Raw genomic sequence first — 15324 nt, 5'->3', positions numbered from 1 at the left:
CCTGTGGGGGGATCCGGGCACAGGCACGCTCAGGCACCAGGCTCCGGCCCCGTATTCCTCGACGGTGCCGACCACCGGGGTTCCGGTGGCGGGAGCCGGTCACGACCGCGGACAGGGCATTCCGGCTCACCGCCTGGAACGACGGTTCACGGCTGCGTGGTCAGTGCCGGATTTGCACCGGCTTCCCCCTGAACGGGCATGATGACGACTCGCACACTGTACCGGGCGGGGAAGGGCGGGTTCCGGGCCGGTGGCCGCGGCAGAGCCCTTCGCGGAGTGGTCACACCGCGATGTACGTCACAGGGTCGCTCCCCGCCACGGCCTCCGCGCGCCCCAGCTTCACCAGCCGCCGCAGATGCGCCTCGGCCTCCGAGACGGCGATGTTCCGCGAGCCGCGCGGGATCCGGTCCCACGGCCGGTTCCACTCCATCCGCTCGGCCAGTTCCCACGGCGTCAGGGCGGTGGCCAGCAGCCCGAGCAGCCCGGTCAGCCGCTCCTCGTGATGAGCCAGGAGTTCCTGTACGCGCCCCGCGGCGTCCGCGAACGCGTACTGATGGGCGGGCAGCACCTCCGCCGCCCCGAGCCTGCCGATGCGCTCCAGCGAGTCGAGGTAGTCGCCGAGGGGATCGGTGACCGCGGCGTCGTCCGGGTCCTCGTACAGCCCGATGTGCGGGCTGATCCCGGGCAGCAGATGATCCCCGGAGAAGAGCCGGCCCCGGCCGGGCAGATTCCCCGGATGCCGCTCCTCCAGATGCAGGCAGACATGGCCGGGTGTGTGCCCCGGCGTCCAGATGGCCCGCAGCGTGCGCCCCGCCAGGTCGAGGAGCTCCCCGGGAACGATCTCCCGGTCCGGGAGCGCGGCCCGCTGACCGGGCAGGGTGTGTGCCCGGCCCCGCTCGGCCGCGGCGGCCCGCAACGGCGCGAGATGCTCCTCGGGCGCACCGACCGCGGTGAGCTTCGCCACGAGATACGACAGCCAGGTGCCCGGCCGGGACTCGCGGGTCCGGCGCACGATCGCGGCGTCCGCCGCATGCATGGCGATCCAGGCCCCGGACGCCTCGCGCACCTGCCCGGAGAGGCCGTGGTGGTCGGGATGGTGGTGGGTGACGACCACGCCGTGGACGTCACCGGCATCCGCGCCGACGGCGGCGAGCCCGGCGGTGAGCGTGTCCCACGCCTCCGGGTCGTCCCAGCCCGTGTCGATCAGGACCGGCCCGCGATCGGTGTCGAGGACGTGCACCAGGGTGTGGCCGAGCGGATTGTCCGGGATGGGGACCTTGATGCTGTGCACGCCCCCGCCGTGGTCGGTCACCTGCGTCATGGGCTCGCCCTCTCTCTCCGAGGCATGGCCGGTGTACCGGACGTACGGGTGTGCGGTGCACCGCGCCCACTGTAACGAGAACTTGTTTCAGTAGTAGCCCCGGTCGACCATCTCTTCCGTCCGTGGTCCGCGTGCGCCGCGCGTCACGCGGACCACGGTTCCCGCGTCAGCGCGAACGGTGGGGGGCGGTCCTCACGGTCCGCACCCCGCGCCGGGCAGTGGATGCGGCCGGCCGGAAGGCCGGTGAACCCGGATCAGCCGTCGCTCACGCGGCCTCCGCGGCCGGCCGGTGCCACACGAGCCGCGGGGCGCGGGCGTCCTCGCCGATCCCCTCGTTCGGGGGGAACAGGGTTAATCGGTCCCCCTCCACTTCCCAGCGGCGCTCCTGCTGGGTGCCGACCCAGGGGCGTAACGACGCGATGTGCAGGTGGTGGACGACCCGGTCGCCCGTCACCTCGTAGGTTCCCGCATACCCCAGGTACGGAGAGGTCCTGAGCAGGGTCGCGGAGTCGACCGAGTCGGTCGACTCCGGCTCCGCCGCCGGTTCGGAATCCAGGTCCGGGTTCAGCACGCTGACGGACATGTGGCCGTCGGTGGTGTAGGTGATCAGCCCTGTCGGACGTTGCCCCAGGGGGTGTTCGAGGGTGCGGCCGGAGACGTCCACGATGGCGACGCTGCTGAGCAGCCAGGCGCCTATGAGGGGATGCTCGGAGGCATCCGGCCGGGGGGCTGATGGATGATGTGGTTCGGTGCGGGACGGGGTGTACACGTGATTCCCTTCCTGGGCGTATGGACTTTTGGACAGGTGCGTGGGGGACGGGGGTCGTTCTCGTCCCTACCCGCGCGGAACGCCCCGGAAGCGACGGACGTGCGAGGAAACCGGCCGGGCGGCACGGCGGCGGCCGTCCGTGCCCCGCGCTGTCGTGGCCGTGGACTCCTGGAACTGGAACTGGTATCAGTTCTGACACGCAGTCAGTTGGTGAGTCGGGAAACGCGCCGGGTCGCGGGAGGCAGCAGCCATGACCGAGCTTGTCGAACACGGAAAACTGTTCATCGGCGGGGAGTTGGTCGATCCGCTGGGCCGGGAGGTCATCGAGGTCGTCTCGCCCCACACCGAACAGGTCATCGGCCGGGTGCCGCATGCCTGCGAGGGGGATGTGGACCGGGCCGTCGCCGCTGCCCGGCGGGCGTTCGACGAGGGGCCCTGGCCGCGGATGACGGTGGACGAGCGGATCGCGGTGATCACCCGGATCAAGGACGCTTTCGCCGTGCGGTACGAGGAGATCGCCCGGGTCATCAGCGCGCAGAACGGCACCCCGTACACGTCCGGTGTCATGGTGCAGGCGCTCGCCGCGATGATGGTGTGGGACGCGGCGATCACCGTGGCCCGCTCCTTCTCGTACGAGGAGCGGCGGGACGGGGTTCTCGGGCCGCTGCTGGTGCGGCGGGAGCCGGTCGGCGTGGTCGCGGCCGTGGTGCCGTGGAACGTCCCGCAGTTCACCGCCGCCGCGAAGCTCGCGCCCGCGCTGCTGGCCGGCTGCTCCGCCGTGCTCAAGGTCTCGCCCGAAACCCCGCTGGACGCCTATGTCCTGGCCGAGATCGCCGCCGAGGCCGGGCTGCCGGAGGGGGTGCTGTCGATCCTTCCGGCCGACCGCGAGGTCAGCGAGTACCTGGTCGGGCATCCCGGCGTCGACAAGGTGTCGTTCACCGGGTCCGTGGCCGCGGGGCGCCGGGTGATGGAGGTCGCCTCCCGCAACCTCACCCGGGTCACGCTGGAGCTGGGCGGCAAGTCCGCCGCCGTGATCCTCCCGGACGCCGACCTGGACGCGGCCGTCGCGGGCATCGTCCCCTTCGCCTGGATGATCAACGGCCAGGCGTGCGTCGCCCAGACCCGGATCCTCGCCCCCCGCTCCCGCTACGACGAGATGGCCGAGGCGTTCGCCGCCGCCGCGGGCGCGCTGAAGATCGGCGACCCGCTCGACCCCGCCACCGAACTCGGCCCGCTCGTCGCGCGGCGCCAGCAGCAGCGCTCGCTGGACTACATCCGGATCGGCCAGGACGAGGGCGCCAAACTCCTTGCCGGCGGCGGCCGTCCGGCGTCCCAGGAGCGGGGCTGGTACGTCGAGCCGACCCTCTTCGGCGATGTCGACAACTCCATGCGCGTCGCCCGCGAGGAGATCTTCGGCCCCGTCATCTGCCTCCTGCCGTACGACGACGAGGACGAGGCCGTACGGATCGCCAACGACTCCGACTACGGCCTCAGCGGCAGCGTCTGGACCGCCGACACGGAGCGCGGTATCGACGTCGCCCGCCGGGTCAGGACGGGCACGTACAGCGTGAACACCTTCAGCCTCGACATGCTCGGCCCCTTCGGCGGCTACAAGAACTCCGGCCTGGGGCGGGAGTTCGGGCCCGAGGGGTACGCCGAGTACTTCGAGCACAAGATGATCCATCTGCCGGCCGGATACGAGGGGGCGTGATGGGGGACCGCTGGTCCGTCGAGGTCGACCGCGGGGTCTGCATCGGCTCCGGGATGTGCGTGAACCACGCGCCGGGCGGATTCGCGCTGGACTCCGCCCGGCAGTCCCGTCCGTCGTCGCCGGAGACCGACGCCAACGAGAAGGTCCTCGCCGCTGCCGAGGGGTGCCCGGTCGAGGCGATCACGATCACGCTGACCGGCTCGGGGGAGGCGGTCTTCCCACCGGAGGAATAGCCGGGACGGGCGCGGCGGAAGCGGACATGTCCTCGGTGACGGCCATTTCCCGGAAGGCCCGGAGCGGCCTGTGCTGCCGGATTCGGGCAGTGACCGCCGTCCCGGTACCGGTTACGATCCGGTCGCGGCAGGAAGCGTGTTCCTGACGCGACCGGTACGAGGGGTGGTCCGCCATGGAGCAACTGTTGGTGATGTTCGGGGTCCTGGCGTCGGCGGTCGCGTATCTGATCGTCGTTCTGCTTCGGCGCGGGAGTTCCCGTACGGAGAACTCCGACGGCCTTCTCATGGAGCAGCGGGCACGGGACGAGGCACGGCACACACGTGCCGCCTTCCACTCCGTCGCGATCCACAACTCCATGATCGGCAGATCCCACAAGTCCTGAAAAGCCGGACCGCCGCGCCCCGGAAGACGGCGACCCGGATCCGGACCGAACCGCGCAGTGGTGGGAACGGCCGGGTCAGCGGGGTGGGAACAGGACCAGGCACTGGTCCCATTCGTCCGCCGCCCGGCGCAGTTCCTCAGCGGTGGTCCTGATCTCGATCACGTACTCGTCCGGCCCGTCACCGTCCCGGCGCCGCGCGGGCGCCGCCTCGTAGCGGAGGTGTACGCGGACCGCCCCGGCGCCAGGACGCCCCGCGGCATGGCTGAACGACAGAACGGGCTCCAGGAAGGAGAGGCCCGGCAGTGTGCCCGTGAGTGTCTCCCCGCTCGCGGCGCGCAGCCACGGAGAGATCTGGCGTGCCTCCTCGGTCAGCAGGCACGGGTCGGTGAAGGACCAACTGGCCCCGGAGGTGGACACCCTGCCCTCGACGACCAGCCAGTTGTCGTCGTACCGGTCGCCGATGACCGCCGGGAACTGGTAGCGCAGCGGACGCAGTTCGATGCGATGTTCGTGATCCATGAGCAGCACCGCCCAAGGGTGTCACGCACTCTCCCGCACACCAACGTGAATAAACGCGGAACCGGCCGAATATCAGACGCCGCAGATCTCGGCGGGCGCGGTTTTTTCACCCGTGAAACGGCCATTTCGGTATTCGGGATTGGCTTCCCGGAGTATGCGGTCCTCCGAATCGACTTGATTCATGTGGTTCCGCCAGTTCGAGACGGGCTCACCGGTTCGTACATCCGGTGTCGGCAATCACGAAATATCCCGCCGGTGACTCTCTCAGCGTGTGCGTGACGAAGACGTTGTACAGGCCCATGTTCTCGTTCGAACCGTTGGCGTACGCGTAGCCGCCGGTGGTGTGCGCTCGTCCCGCCGCCACGTGCGCGTAGTTGGTCGCCGTGAGGCACCGGGCGGGTGTGCCGCCGGAGGCGGTGGCCGTCACCTGGGGCGAGGGGGCGCCGGATGTGGCCGATTCGTCGACCGCCGTGACCGTGTACTGGTAGGCGGTACCGGCGGCGAGGCCCGTGTCCGTGTACGCGGTGGAGGCGGGGGAGGCGACCTTCGTACCGTCGCGGTGGACCGTGTACGAGGCCGCGCCCGGGACCGGGTCCCAGGAGAGCGACGCGCTGTCAGCCGTGACGCCGGTGACCCGCAGGCCGGACGGGGCGGGCAGTCGGCCGCCGCCCGGTGCGCCCCGGTCCAGGCCCCAGAAGACACCCGTGTAGTACGTCGAGCAGAGGGCGCTCAGGAAGTACGCGCCCGTCGAACCGCACCGGTCGGCGCCCGAGCCGGCGCTCACGGCCAGGCCGTGGCCCATGCCGGCGACGGAGTACGTCTCCACGGCGGGCTTCCCGGACGCGTCGTCGTAGACGCTGCGTGTGGTGTTCCCGGGGAGGGTGTCCGTGGACGACGGGGTCTGGCCGATGCCCCAGACGTCCGTCCACTGGTCGCGCAGGGCCGTGGCGTTGGCGGGGTACACCGTGTAGTCGGAGGTGCCCTGCCAGATCGCCACACGGGGCCAGGGGCCCGCGTAACCGGGGTGGGCGCCGCGGACCTTGTCGCCCCACTGCGCGGGCGTCAGCCTCTGCGGGCCCGTCTGGCAGCCGGAGGCGGCCGCCTGGCTCGTCGCGCACTGGGCGGGCAGGCCCGAGGCGACCGAGCCGCCCGCGAACACGTCCGGGTACGCGGCCAGCAGGTCGGCCGTCATCCCGCCGCCGGCCGAGAGACCGGTGACGTAGACCCGGCGGGCGTCCGAGCCGTACTGCTGCTTCGCGTGCTCCACCATCTGCACGATCGAGGCGGCCTCGCCCCGGTCCCTGCTGTCCTCGGCCGGGTCGAACCAGCCGAAGCAGGACAGCGCGTTGTTGGCGGACGTGGTCTGCGGGAAGACCACGGCGAAGCCCCACCGGTCGGCGTACTCCGGCCAGCCCGAGTGGGTGTAGTAGTCGGTGGCGGTCTGCGTACAGCCGTGCAGGGCGACCACCAGCGGCGCGTTCGCGGGGAGGCCGGCGGGGGCGTACTCGTACATCTGGAGGTTGCCGGGGTTCGTGCCGAAGGCGGTGACCTGCTCCAGACCGCCGGCGGCAGCGGCCGGCTGTGCCGCTGCGACGGTGCCCGGCACCGCCGCGACGAGAACGAGAGCGGCCGTGGACGCGACGCGGCGGAGCAGGCGGCGCAGGACGGATGGGCGCACGGGTTCCTCCCTGTTCGGCCGGTGCGGCCGGTGCGGCCGGTGCCGGCCGTCGTTTCGGCTGTGTGCGCGGCGGACGCTATGGGGCCGGGCCTGCGGCGCCCATGGGCCGCGCGGACACTCCGCGGTCCCGGCTGTGTGCCGCACCGCCCTTGCGCACGTTGACATGGAGTGCGCTCCAGCATGCAGACTCCCCGCCAACGCCCGTACGGAGACGGGCCGCTGAGGGAGGACCCACATGCGCTACCGCACCATCGGCACCGACCCCGCCACCCGCCGGGAGGTCAGTGTGCTCAGTCTCGGCGCCATGCTGATGGGCACGCTCACCGACGAGGCGACATCGTTCGCGATCCTCGACCGGTACGCCGAGGCCGGCGGAACCTTCATCGACACGTCCGACAACTACGCGTTCTGGGTCGACGGAACCCGCGGCGGCGAGAGCGAGAAGCTGCTCGGCCGCTGGCGCCGCAGCCGCGGCGTCGAGGACGAGATCGTCATCGCCACCAAGGTCGGGGCCCGGCCGAACGTCCCCGCCACCGACTTCTCCCAGGGCATCGAAGGGCTCTCGGCCGAGGTGATACGCCAGTCCGCGGAACAGAGCCGGGAGCAACTCGGCGTGGACAGGCTGGACCTGCTGTACGCGCACGTCCAGGACCCGAGCGTGCCGACGGCGGAGACCGTCGGGGCCTTCGCGGAACTGGTCGCCGAAGGCACCGTCGGCCTGCTCGGGGTGAGCAACCACTGGGCGTGGCAGGTGGAGCGGGCCCGGACCGTCGCCGCGGCCGCCGGTCTGCCCGGGTACGACGTCCTCCAGTACCACCACAGCTATCTGCGGCGGCGCACGGACGCGCCGAGCCGACGCTCCCCGGACGGCCAGGAAGGGGTGGTCGGCGGAGACCTGCTCAGCTATCTGCGAGCCGAACCCGCGCTCGTACCGGTGGCCTACTCGCCGCTGCTGTCCGGCGCCTACGTCCGGGCGGACAAGCCGCTGGGCCCGGAGTTCGACCACCCCGGCACCACCGCCCGGCAGGCGGCCCTGCGGGCGGTGGCCGAGGAGACCGGGGCGACCGTCAACCAGGTGGTGCTGGCCTGGCTCATCGGCGGCGACATCCCGTTCGTCCCGCTGGTCGGCGCCTCCTCGGTCGCGCAACTGGACGAGAGCCTGGCCGCGGTGGACCTGGAGCTGACCGCGGAGCAGCGGGCGGTGCTGGACGCGGCCCACTGACGGTCCCCGGCGCGGGCCCGCACCATGTACGCCGCCACCATGCCGGCGTACGACGGTGTGTGCACCGGCCCCGTGTGACGCGGGCTCCGGCCTCCTTACGGTGACGACCATGGAGACTCCCCAGAGCCCCGACCACGGGCCCGCCCCGCACGCCGCCCCGGCCACCGTCCCGCCGCTCGCCGCCGGCCCCTCGCCGTCGTCCGCGGACCGGCTCCTCGCCGGGCGCACCGCCCTGGTGACGGGCGCGGCGAGCGGCATCGGGCGGGCCTGCGCGCAGGCCCTGGCCGCCGCGGGAGCCCATGTCCACGTGGTGGACAAGACCGCCGGCGCCGCCGAGGAGCTGGCGCGGTCGATCGGCGGGACGGCGTGGGTGGTCGATCTCTCCGACCCCGACGCGGTGGACACGCTGCCCGCCGGCGCGGACATCGTGGTCAACAACGCCGGGCTCCAGCACGTCGCCCCCGTGCACGAGTTCCCGCCGGACCGCTTCGCACTGATCCAGCGGGTCATGGTGGAGGCCCCGTTCCGCATCTTGCGCCGGACCCTCCCGGGCATGTACGAACGCGGCTGGGGGCGCGTGGTCAACATCTCGTCCGTGCACGGCCTGCGGGCCAGCCCCTACAAGTCGGCCTATGTGACGGCCAAGCACGCACTGGAGGGACTCAGCAAGGTGGTCGCGCTCGAAGCGGCGGAGCACGGGGTGACGAGCAACTGCGTCAACCCCGGGTACGTACGCACCCCTCTGGTCGAGAACCAGATCGTGGACCAGGCCCGTACCCACGGCATCTCCGAGGAGGAGGTGGTGGGCCGGGTCATGCTGGAACGCAGCGCGATCAAGCGCCTGATCGAACCCGACGAGGTCGCCGAGGCCGTGCTGTGGCTCTGCGGGCCGCGTACCGGGCACATCACCGGCACCTCGCTCTCCATGGACGGCGGCTGGACCGCCAACTGAACCCCCCGCCCCCTACGAACGCCGGTCGCCCATGTCTGAACCGTCCGCCTCCGCCGCGCCCCACCTGCGGCGCCTCCTCGATCTGCTGGCCGACGACGCCCCCGCCGAGGCGCTGGGCGCCGTCTCCTCGCAGGCGCGGGCCGACGGGGTGCCCGCGGGCGACCTGGCGGAGGTGGAGCGGGCCACCGCCACCGCCCTGCGGATCAGGGGCGCCCTGCGGCAGCACCGCCGCCGCGAGCTCCAGCTCACCGCGCTCTTCGACACGGCGGGCGATCTGGCCGCCTCCCGCGACCTGGACGAGGTGCTGAACGCCATCGTCCGCCGGGCCAGGATGCTGCTCGGCACCGACACCGCCTACCTCACGCTCCCCGACGAAGAGGCGGGGGACACCTACATGCGGGTCACCGACGGGTCGGTGTCGGTGCTCTTCCAGCGACTGCGGCTGGAGCTCGGCCATGGGCTCGGCGGTCTGGTGGCGCAGACCGCGAGCCCGTACGCGACCCCCGACTACCGCACCGACGACCGCTTCCACCACACCCGCAACATCAACGCCGGGGTGCTGGACGAGGGGCTCGTCGCCATCCTGGGCGTGCCCCTGCTCCTGGGCTCCAGCCGCGGCGGCACCGGAAAGGTCATCGGCGTCCTCTTCGCCGCTGACCGCGCCCCCCGCGTCTTCAGCCCCGACGAGGTCGCCCTGCTGTGCTCGCTCGCCGCACACGCCGCGATCGCCATCGACACCGCCCGCGCACTCGACGACACCCGGTCCGCACTGGACGAACTCGCCGAGACGAACGCGGAGCTGGCCGAGGCCAATGCCGCCGTACGGGCCCACTCGGCGGCCATGCGGCGGGCCGAGGAGTCCCACGACCGGCTGACCGACCTGGTGCTGCGCGGCCGTGACGTCAAGGAGGTCGCCGCGGCGGTCGCCGGGCTGCTGGACTCCCCGCTCACCATCCACGACCCGGGCGGGCGGCCCCTGGCGGCCGTCCGGCCCGACGGCACGGACTTCGCCGTCGACAGCATGGACGCCGGGTGGCTGGCCGAGACCGCCGAGGAGTCCCGTACGGGTGCCCGTGCCGTGCACCGCGACGGCCGGTGGATCTGCGCCGTGCTCGCCGGACGGGAACTCATGGCCGGCCTGGTCCTGCACCGGCGCCGGCAGCTCGACGACTCCGACCGGCGGCTGTTCGAGCGGGCCTCGGTGGTCACCGGACTCCTCCTGCTGCTGCGGCGCACGGTCGCCGAGACCGAGAACAGGATCCGCGGGGAACTGATCACCGACCTGCTGACCGACGCGGACCGCGACCCGGCCGGGCTCGCCGAACGCGGCCGGCGCCTCGGTATCGACCTCGACCGCCCGCATCTGCTGCTGGTGGCCGAGGGCGGCACCCGGGAGCGGCTGGTCCCTGCCGCGATGCGCTATCTGTTCGGCGGGGAGATCCACGGCGTGAGCGCCGAACACCACGGGAACGTGGTGCTGCTGATCGGCGCCGGCGACCCCGGCCCGGCCGCCGGTGACGTGGCGCGCGCGGCGGCGGCACAGCTCGGTCAGCTGGTCCAGGCCCCCGTCACCGTCGCCGCCACCGGCCCGGCCCGCGGCGCCCGCGAGCTGGCCTCCGCGTACGGGGAGGCCGCCCGCTGTCTGCGTGCCCTGCGGGTCCTGGGGCGTACGGGCGAGGGCGCGTGCGTCGAGGAACTCGGCTTCCTGGGAGTGGTGTTGGGCAACGCCCAGGACGTCGACGGCTTCGTCTCGGCGACGCTGGGGCCCTTGCTGGAGTACGACGCGCGGCGCGGCACGCATCTCATACGCACCCTCGGCGCCTATTTCGGGTCCGGGGGCAGCCTCATCCGTGCCAAGGACGAACTCCACGTGCACGTCAACACGGTGGTGCAGCGGCTCGACCGGGTGCAGGTGCTGCTGGGGCGGGACTGGAACGAGCCCGGACGGGCGCTGGAGCTCCAACTGGCGCTGCGCTTGCACGCGCTGGCGGGCGGCCGGGAGCGGTAGGGGCCGTCCGGCCGTCCGGGGAACGCTGCGGTGTCTCCGTCCTCAGGTGCCGGCCGGGCCGGGCACGCCGGACACGGCCGACAGGCGGCGGGCGATCTCTCCGGCGCCCGCCTCTCCCGTCAGCAGTGTGTAGTGGTTGACGTCCCGTACCGCTACCGGCGTCACCCCGGTGCCTTCGAGTCCGGCCGCCGCCAGGCGGGCCTCGTCGTACAGGCCCTGCTCCTCGTCCATCAGGCCCCGCTGCGCCCACAGCAGCGTCGCCGGGGCCGGCAGTTTCCGTACCGCCGTCAGTACCTCCTCGTCGAAGAGGCCGATGCCGTCGGTGCGCACCGCCTCGATGCGGCAGGTGGAGCGCATGGCGGGTTCGTCCCCGGTCAGATCGCGCTGGATGTACGCGTCGACCTCGGCCGACCAGGCCTCCGCGAACGCGGGGTGCGCCTGCCAGAAGGAGCGGTACGCCGCCCGGTCGGGGAAGGTCATCGACAGCCGGTCCATGGCCGGGCCGATCACGGCGGTCATCAGTTCGTCCGGGGAGAGATGCGTGGGAGCGGGGAAGCCGATGCCGCCGTCGGCCAGCAGCAGCGGCCCGAACCGTTCCGGATGGCGTACGGCGGCCAGCGCCGCCACGAACGCGCCCATCGAATGGCCCGCCAGCACCGCCCGGCCCGGGACCAGGGCCTCGGCCAGGGCGGCGACGTCGTCGGCGTGCCCGGCGATCCCGTAGGGACCCGGCAGGGCGGAACTCCCGGCCCGGCCGCGCAGGTCCGGGGCGATCAGGGTGAGGCGGCCGTCCAGCAGCCTCGCCACCGTGCCCCAGGACAGCGCGTTGGCCGTGATGCCGTGCACGGCGACGACGACCGGTGCGTCCGGCTCACGGGCCGGCCACCGGAGCACGGCCAGCTCGCCTCCGGGCACGGGGACCTTTACCTCTTCGTACGGAATCACGGGCGTCCGTTCTCCTTCCTGGCCTTCCTGGCCGGGAGCGTTCCGGTGGTGGCGGGAGCGCGGCGCAGCGCGGCCAGCCGGGACGGCAGCCGGGCCAGGCCGCCGGGCAGCAGGTGTACCACGGCCACGAACAGCACACCGAGCACGAACAGCGGCTGGGACAGCGGCACCCGCAGCACGGCGGGCAGTCCGGCGACCGCGCCCGACCCGGCCAGATCGCCGAGCCGGTGATCGGCCCAGGTGTAGAGGATGCCGCCGGCCATCGGGCCCCAGCGGGTGCCCGACCCGCCCAGCACCACCATCACCAGCAGGGAGAGGGTGAAGTCGGAGGTGGTCGTCTGCGGCGTCGAGCCGCCGGTGAGCAGCAGGTGCACCAGGCCGCCCAGCGCGGCCAGCGCACCCGCCAGGACGAACGCCGTCAGCTTGAAGCCGTACGGCTTCAACCCCAGTACCTCCACCCGGCGTTCGTTCTCCTTGATGCCCTCCCAGACCCGTCCGGTGGGGGAGCGGACCGCCCAGTGGACGACGGCGAGGGTGAGGACCAGATAGGCGAGCGCCACCCAGTAGAGGTTCGCGGTGTGCTCGATTCCCACGAGCGCGGACGGCAGCAGATCGGCGGGGGCGGCCCGGCCCTCCTCCCCGCCGGTGAGACCGCCGGGGTTGCGGGAGACCAGGATCGAGCCCGCCTGGGCGAAGGCCAGCGTCACCATGGAGAAGCCGATCCCGGTGACCCGCAGGCTCACCGACCCCAGCACCAGCGCGAGCGCGATCCCGCAGCAGAGGCCGAGCAGCGCGGACACGGCGAACGGGAGGCCCGTCTCCAGCAGGAACATGTTGGTGGCGTAGCTGCCCGCGGCGAAGTAGAGCGCGTGCCCGAAGGAGAGCAGCCCGGTGCGGCCGAGCAGCAGGTCGTAGCCGGTCGCCAGTGCCCCGAACAGCAGGCAGGTGGCGAGTAGTTGGAGGCTCCCGGGGCTTCCGAGGGGGCCGTCCAGCAGCCCCGGCAGCGGCAGCGCGCTGTACGGCGCGAGGAAGAGGAGGAGCAGCGCGGCGGCGGGCCACCAGCGGCGCAGCGGCCGGACGGTGCTGCCGGCGGCCGGTGCGGCCGGGTGTCCGTCGCGGTCGTGTGTCTCGGTGACGGTGCTCACGCGAGCCTCCCGGTCAGTCCGCGCGGCCGGACGAGCAGCAGCGCGGCGAGCAGGACGACGACGGCCAGGTCGCCGAGGCCCGCTGCGGTGTAGTAGTTGGCGAACTGCTGGACCAGGCCGATGACGACGGACGCCGCGGCGGCACCGGTCACCGAGCCCATGCCCCCGGTGACCACCACGACGAACGCGAAGATCAGCAGCGAGGTGCCCTGGCGGGGGTCGACCGAGCCGAAGTACAGGCCGCCGAGCGCCCCGCCGAGTGCGGCGGCCGAGCCGCCGATCGCGAAGACGAGGGTGAACGCCCTGCGTACGTCGATGCCGAGGGCGGTGACCATCGCCCGGTCCTCGACCCCGGCCCGTACCACCAGGCCGTGCCGGGTGCGGCCGAGGAAGAGCCGCAGCGCCACGAGTACGACGACCGCCGCCGCGACCAGCACCAGCCGGTTGACCGGGACCCGTGCGCCGAGCAGCCCGAAGGTGCCGGACAGTGCCTCGGGCCCCGGGAAGGTCCGGGCGTCCGAGCCCCAGATCCCCGACAGCAGCGCCGGGACGGCGAGCCCCACCCCGACCGTGGCGAGGACCTGCTCGCGCGGCCGGGCGTAGAGCGGGCGGACGACGGCGAGTTCCAGCAGCACGGCGGCCGCGGTGCCCACCGCCGTACCGAACAGGACCGCGAGGGCGAAGCCCGCTCCGCCCGGTCCGGCGCCGGGCAGATTCCCGGCGGCGGCCCACCAGGTGCCGTAGGCGCCGATGGAGAGCAGTGCCCCGTGGGCGAAGTTGAGCACGTCCATCAGCCCGAAGATCAGTGAGAGTCCCGATGCGATCAGGAAGTACAGCGCCCCCAGACCGAGTCCGGTCATGGTGAGCAGGACGACGGTGGACATCAGGAATCCGCCTCCACGGCCGGAGAAGAAGAGTGCGGGGTCACGGTCGCGACCGGGCCGCGGCCCACGCCCAGCAGGCGCCGTGCCGCCGCCGCGTCGCCCAGCAGCCCGGCGGCCGGCCCCTGATGGGCGGTCCGGCCGTCGGCGAGCACCACGCAGTGCTCGGCCAGGCGCCGTACGACGGCGAGGTTCTGCTCCACGAGCAGCACCGGCACCGCCTCGGCGGCCCGCTCCAGCACCTGGGCGACCTCGGTGACCACCTTGGGCGCCAGGCCCTTGGTGGGTTCGTCGGCGATGATCAGCCGGTTGCCGTTCAGAAGCGTGCGGCCGATGGCCACCATCTGCTGCTGCCCGCCGGACAGTGTCCCGGCCAACTGCCGTTCCCGGCGCTTCAGTTCGGGAAAGAGTTCGTGGACGAGCGGGTACGCGGGCGTGCCCCCGCCGGGCCGTTCGGCCAGGCGCAGGTTCTCCGCCACCGTCAGCCCGGCGAAGATCCCCCGGTCCTCGGGGGCGTAGCCGATGCCCAGCCGCACCACGGTGTGGGTGGGCATCGACACGGTCTCCTCGCCGTCCAGCCGCACGCTGCCGGTGCGCGGGACGAGGCCGAGGACGCCGCGTACGGTCGTGGTCTTCCCGGCGCCGTTGCGGCCCAGGAGCGCGGTCACGCCGTGCGGGGCGACGTCCAGGTCCACGCCGTGCAGAATGTGCCGGCCGCCGATCAGGACCCTCAGGTCCCGTACGGCGAGCAGGGGTCCCGTCGTCACAATCCCTCCCCGAGGTAGGCCTGTTGCACGGTCGGGTCGGCGGTCACGGCCGCGGGGGTGTCCAGCGCCAGCAGCCGGCCGTGGTGCATCACGGCGAGCCGGTCGGCCAGGCCCAGCAGGACGTCCATGTGGTGCTCGACCATCAGGACGGTGCGGCCCTCGTCCCGGTGCAGGGTGCGGATCAGTTCGGTCAGCGCGGGCACCTCCTCCGCGCTCACGCCGGCCATCGGCTCGTCCAGCAGCATCAGCCGCGGCTCGCCGACCAGCAGCACCGCCAGCTCCAGCTTCCGCTTCTCGCCGTGCGACAGCTCGGACGCCGTCGCCCGCGCCCGGTGGCCGAGACCCGTGCGCTCCAGTACGCCGTCCACCTCGGCGGTGTACGGGGAGGCGCGCCGCCACAGCCGGTACGAGCCGCCCCCGGCCGCCTGCGCGGCCAGCCGGACGTGGTCGGCCACGGTCGTCCCGGGCCAGAGGCTGGACGTCTGGAACGTGCGGCCGATGCCGCGCCGCGCCCGCGCGTGCGCGGGGCGGCCCGTCATGTCCGCGCCGTCCAGCTCGATCGTGCCCGACGTGGCCGTGGTCAGCCCGCTGATCAGGTTGAACAGGGAAGTCTTGCCGGCCCCGTTGGGGCCGATGAAGGCGAGGAACTCGCCCTCGCCGACGCTCAGCGAGACGTCCTCGACGATGGTCGCCCCGCCGACGGTCCGGCCGAGGCCGGTCAGCCGGAGCACCGGGGCGGCGGTCCGCGCCCCGGCAGAGTGCTCCGCGGTGGTCTCCGGTACGGCCATCG

At 72.9% G+C, this 15324-nt stretch carries 15 protein-coding genes and 1 riboswitch; of the genes, 6 read left to right on the top strand and 9 right to left on the bottom strand.

What is annotated here, in order from left to right; genetic code table 11:
• Positions 1–92 precede the first annotated feature (92 nt).
• A riboswitch (cobalamin riboswitch) is annotated at positions 93–228 on the bottom strand.
• A gap of 52 nt (positions 229–280) precedes the next feature.
• Positions 281–1321: an MBL fold metallo-hydrolase gene (locus ACIOMQ_RS12465; RefSeq protein ID WP_401263886.1), complete on the bottom strand. Its 1041-nt coding sequence runs from the start codon at positions 1319–1321 to the stop codon at positions 281–283.
• Positions 1322–1586: 265 nt separating this feature from the next.
• Complete coding sequence (locus ACIOMQ_RS12460) at positions 1587–2090, bottom strand: lipocalin-like domain-containing protein (RefSeq protein WP_362194705.1); 504 nt, start codon at positions 2088–2090, stop codon at positions 1587–1589.
• A 250-nt stretch (positions 2091–2340) separates the two neighbouring features.
• On the opposite strand from ACIOMQ_RS12460, the gene ACIOMQ_RS12455 reads away from it, so the two are divergent.
• The 3 genes from ACIOMQ_RS12455 to ACIOMQ_RS12445 all read left to right on the top strand — a co-directional run bounded on the left by ACIOMQ_RS12455 (position 2341) and on the right by ACIOMQ_RS12445 (position 4417).
• Positions 2341–3801 carry an aldehyde dehydrogenase gene (locus ACIOMQ_RS12455; protein WP_362194708.1) on the top strand — a complete coding sequence of 487 codons (1461 nt, stop codon included), beginning with the start codon at positions 2341–2343 and terminating at the stop codon, positions 3799–3801.
• On the top strand, positions 3801–4034 hold the full coding sequence (locus ACIOMQ_RS12450) for a ferredoxin (protein ID WP_362194711.1): 234 nt from the start codon (positions 3801–3803) through the stop codon (positions 4032–4034). The genes ACIOMQ_RS12455 and ACIOMQ_RS12450 overlap by 1 nt, the downstream gene beginning before the upstream one ends.
• Positions 4035–4207: 173 nt before the next feature.
• Positions 4208–4417, top strand: a complete 210-nt coding sequence (locus tag ACIOMQ_RS12445) for a hypothetical protein (protein WP_362194714.1) — start codon at positions 4208–4210, stop codon at positions 4415–4417.
• Positions 4418–4492: 75 nt separating this feature from the next.
• Here the strand turns inward: ACIOMQ_RS12445 and ACIOMQ_RS12440 are convergent, their stop codons facing one another.
• Positions 4493–4936, bottom strand: coding sequence for a hypothetical protein (locus ACIOMQ_RS12440; protein WP_362194717.1), 444 nt, complete (start codon positions 4934–4936; stop codon positions 4493–4495).
• A gap of 208 nt (positions 4937–5144) precedes the next feature.
• Positions 5145–6614, bottom strand: coding sequence for a PHB depolymerase family esterase (locus tag ACIOMQ_RS12435; protein ID WP_402188905.1), 1470 nt, complete (start codon positions 6612–6614; stop codon positions 5145–5147).
• A 235-nt stretch (positions 6615–6849) separates the two neighbouring features.
• Here ACIOMQ_RS12435 and ACIOMQ_RS12430 point away from each other — a divergent pair, with 235 nt between their 5' ends.
• The 3 genes from ACIOMQ_RS12430 (at position 6850) to ACIOMQ_RS12420 (ending at position 10796) form a co-directional block, all read left to right on the top strand.
• A complete protein-coding gene (locus tag ACIOMQ_RS12430) occupies positions 6850–7836 on the top strand; it encodes an aldo/keto reductase (RefSeq protein WP_362194723.1) in 987 nt (328 codons plus the stop codon).
• Positions 7837–7945: 109 nt separating this feature from the next.
• Positions 7946–8788: a 3-hydroxybutyrate dehydrogenase gene (locus tag ACIOMQ_RS12425; RefSeq protein ID WP_401753330.1), complete on the top strand. Its 843-nt coding sequence runs from the start codon at positions 7946–7948 to the stop codon at positions 8786–8788.
• A gap of 31 nt (positions 8789–8819) precedes the next feature.
• Positions 8820–10796: a GAF domain-containing protein gene (locus tag ACIOMQ_RS12420; RefSeq protein WP_362194729.1), complete on the top strand. Its 1977-nt coding sequence runs from the start codon at positions 8820–8822 to the stop codon at positions 10794–10796.
• Between the two features lie 42 nt (positions 10797–10838).
• Here the strand turns inward: ACIOMQ_RS12420 and ACIOMQ_RS12415 are convergent, their stop codons facing one another.
• Genes ACIOMQ_RS12415 through ACIOMQ_RS12395 form a run of 5 tightly spaced genes read right to left on the bottom strand, consistent with a single transcriptional unit; the run spans position 10839 to position 15322 of the window.
• Positions 10839–11741, bottom strand: a complete 903-nt coding sequence (locus ACIOMQ_RS12415; RefSeq protein ID WP_402127622.1) for an alpha/beta fold hydrolase — start codon at positions 11739–11741, stop codon at positions 10839–10841.
• Positions 11738–12886 (bottom strand): branched-chain amino acid ABC transporter permease, encoded by a 1149-nt coding sequence (locus ACIOMQ_RS12410; protein WP_402188902.1) that lies wholly within the window; start codon positions 12884–12886, stop codon positions 11738–11740. Before ACIOMQ_RS12410 ends, ACIOMQ_RS12415 begins: the two co-directional genes overlap by 4 nt.
• Entirely contained in the window at positions 12883–13770 is an 888-nt protein-coding gene (locus ACIOMQ_RS12405; protein ID WP_362194736.1) for a branched-chain amino acid ABC transporter permease, read from the bottom strand. Before ACIOMQ_RS12405 ends, ACIOMQ_RS12410 begins: the two co-directional genes overlap by 4 nt.
• Positions 13770–14534, bottom strand: a complete 765-nt coding sequence (locus tag ACIOMQ_RS12400) for an ABC transporter ATP-binding protein (protein WP_362194739.1) — start codon at positions 14532–14534, stop codon at positions 13770–13772. The genes ACIOMQ_RS12405 and ACIOMQ_RS12400 overlap by 1 nt, the downstream gene beginning before the upstream one ends.
• The gene (locus ACIOMQ_RS12395) at positions 14531–15322 is read right to left on the bottom strand and encodes an ABC transporter ATP-binding protein (protein ID WP_401937624.1); all 792 of its coding nucleotides are present in this window, start codon (positions 15320–15322) and stop codon (positions 14531–14533) included. The genes ACIOMQ_RS12400 and ACIOMQ_RS12395 overlap by 4 nt, the downstream gene beginning before the upstream one ends.
• Between the last annotated feature and the right edge of the window lie 2 nt (positions 15323–15324).

Source organism: Streptomyces sp. NPDC087845, from assembly GCF_044742755.1.
In the GTDB taxonomy this organism is placed as follows: Bacteria; Actinomycetota; Actinomycetes; order Streptomycetales; family Streptomycetaceae; genus Streptomyces.
This window is presented reverse-complemented; position numbering and strand designations above follow the sequence as displayed.

What these genes read in the sequence shown, in the direction of transcription:
- ACIOMQ_RS12430 (WP_362194723.1), top strand. Translation starts at nt 6,850, where the DNA reads ATGCGCTACCGCACCATCGGCACCGACCCCGCCACCCGCCGGGAGGTC.
- ACIOMQ_RS12395 (WP_401937624.1), bottom strand. Translation starts at nt 15,322, where the DNA reads ATGGCCGTACCGGAGACCACCGCGGAGCACTCTGCCGGGGCGCGGACC.
- ACIOMQ_RS12445 (WP_362194714.1), top strand. Translation starts at nt 4,208, where the DNA reads ATGGAGCAACTGTTGGTGATGTTCGGGGTCCTGGCGTCGGCGGTCGCG.
- ACIOMQ_RS12465 (WP_401263886.1), bottom strand. Translation starts at nt 1,321, where the DNA reads ATGACGCAGGTGACCGACCACGGCGGGGGCGTGCACAGCATCAAGGTC.
- ACIOMQ_RS12425 (WP_401753330.1), top strand. Translation starts at nt 7,946, where the DNA reads ATGGAGACTCCCCAGAGCCCCGACCACGGGCCCGCCCCGCACGCCGCC.
- ACIOMQ_RS12455 (WP_362194708.1), top strand. Translation starts at nt 2,341, where the DNA reads ATGACCGAGCTTGTCGAACACGGAAAACTGTTCATCGGCGGGGAGTTG.
- ACIOMQ_RS12450 (WP_362194711.1), top strand. Translation starts at nt 3,801, where the DNA reads ATGGGGGACCGCTGGTCCGTCGAGGTCGACCGCGGGGTCTGCATCGGC.
- ACIOMQ_RS12405 (WP_362194736.1), bottom strand. Translation starts at nt 13,770, where the DNA reads ATGTCCACCGTCGTCCTGCTCACCATGACCGGACTCGGTCTGGGGGCG.
- ACIOMQ_RS12440 (WP_362194717.1), bottom strand. Translation starts at nt 4,936, where the DNA reads ATGGATCACGAACATCGCATCGAACTGCGTCCGCTGCGCTACCAGTTC.
- ACIOMQ_RS12420 (WP_362194729.1), top strand. Translation starts at nt 8,820, where the DNA reads ATGTCTGAACCGTCCGCCTCCGCCGCGCCCCACCTGCGGCGCCTCCTC.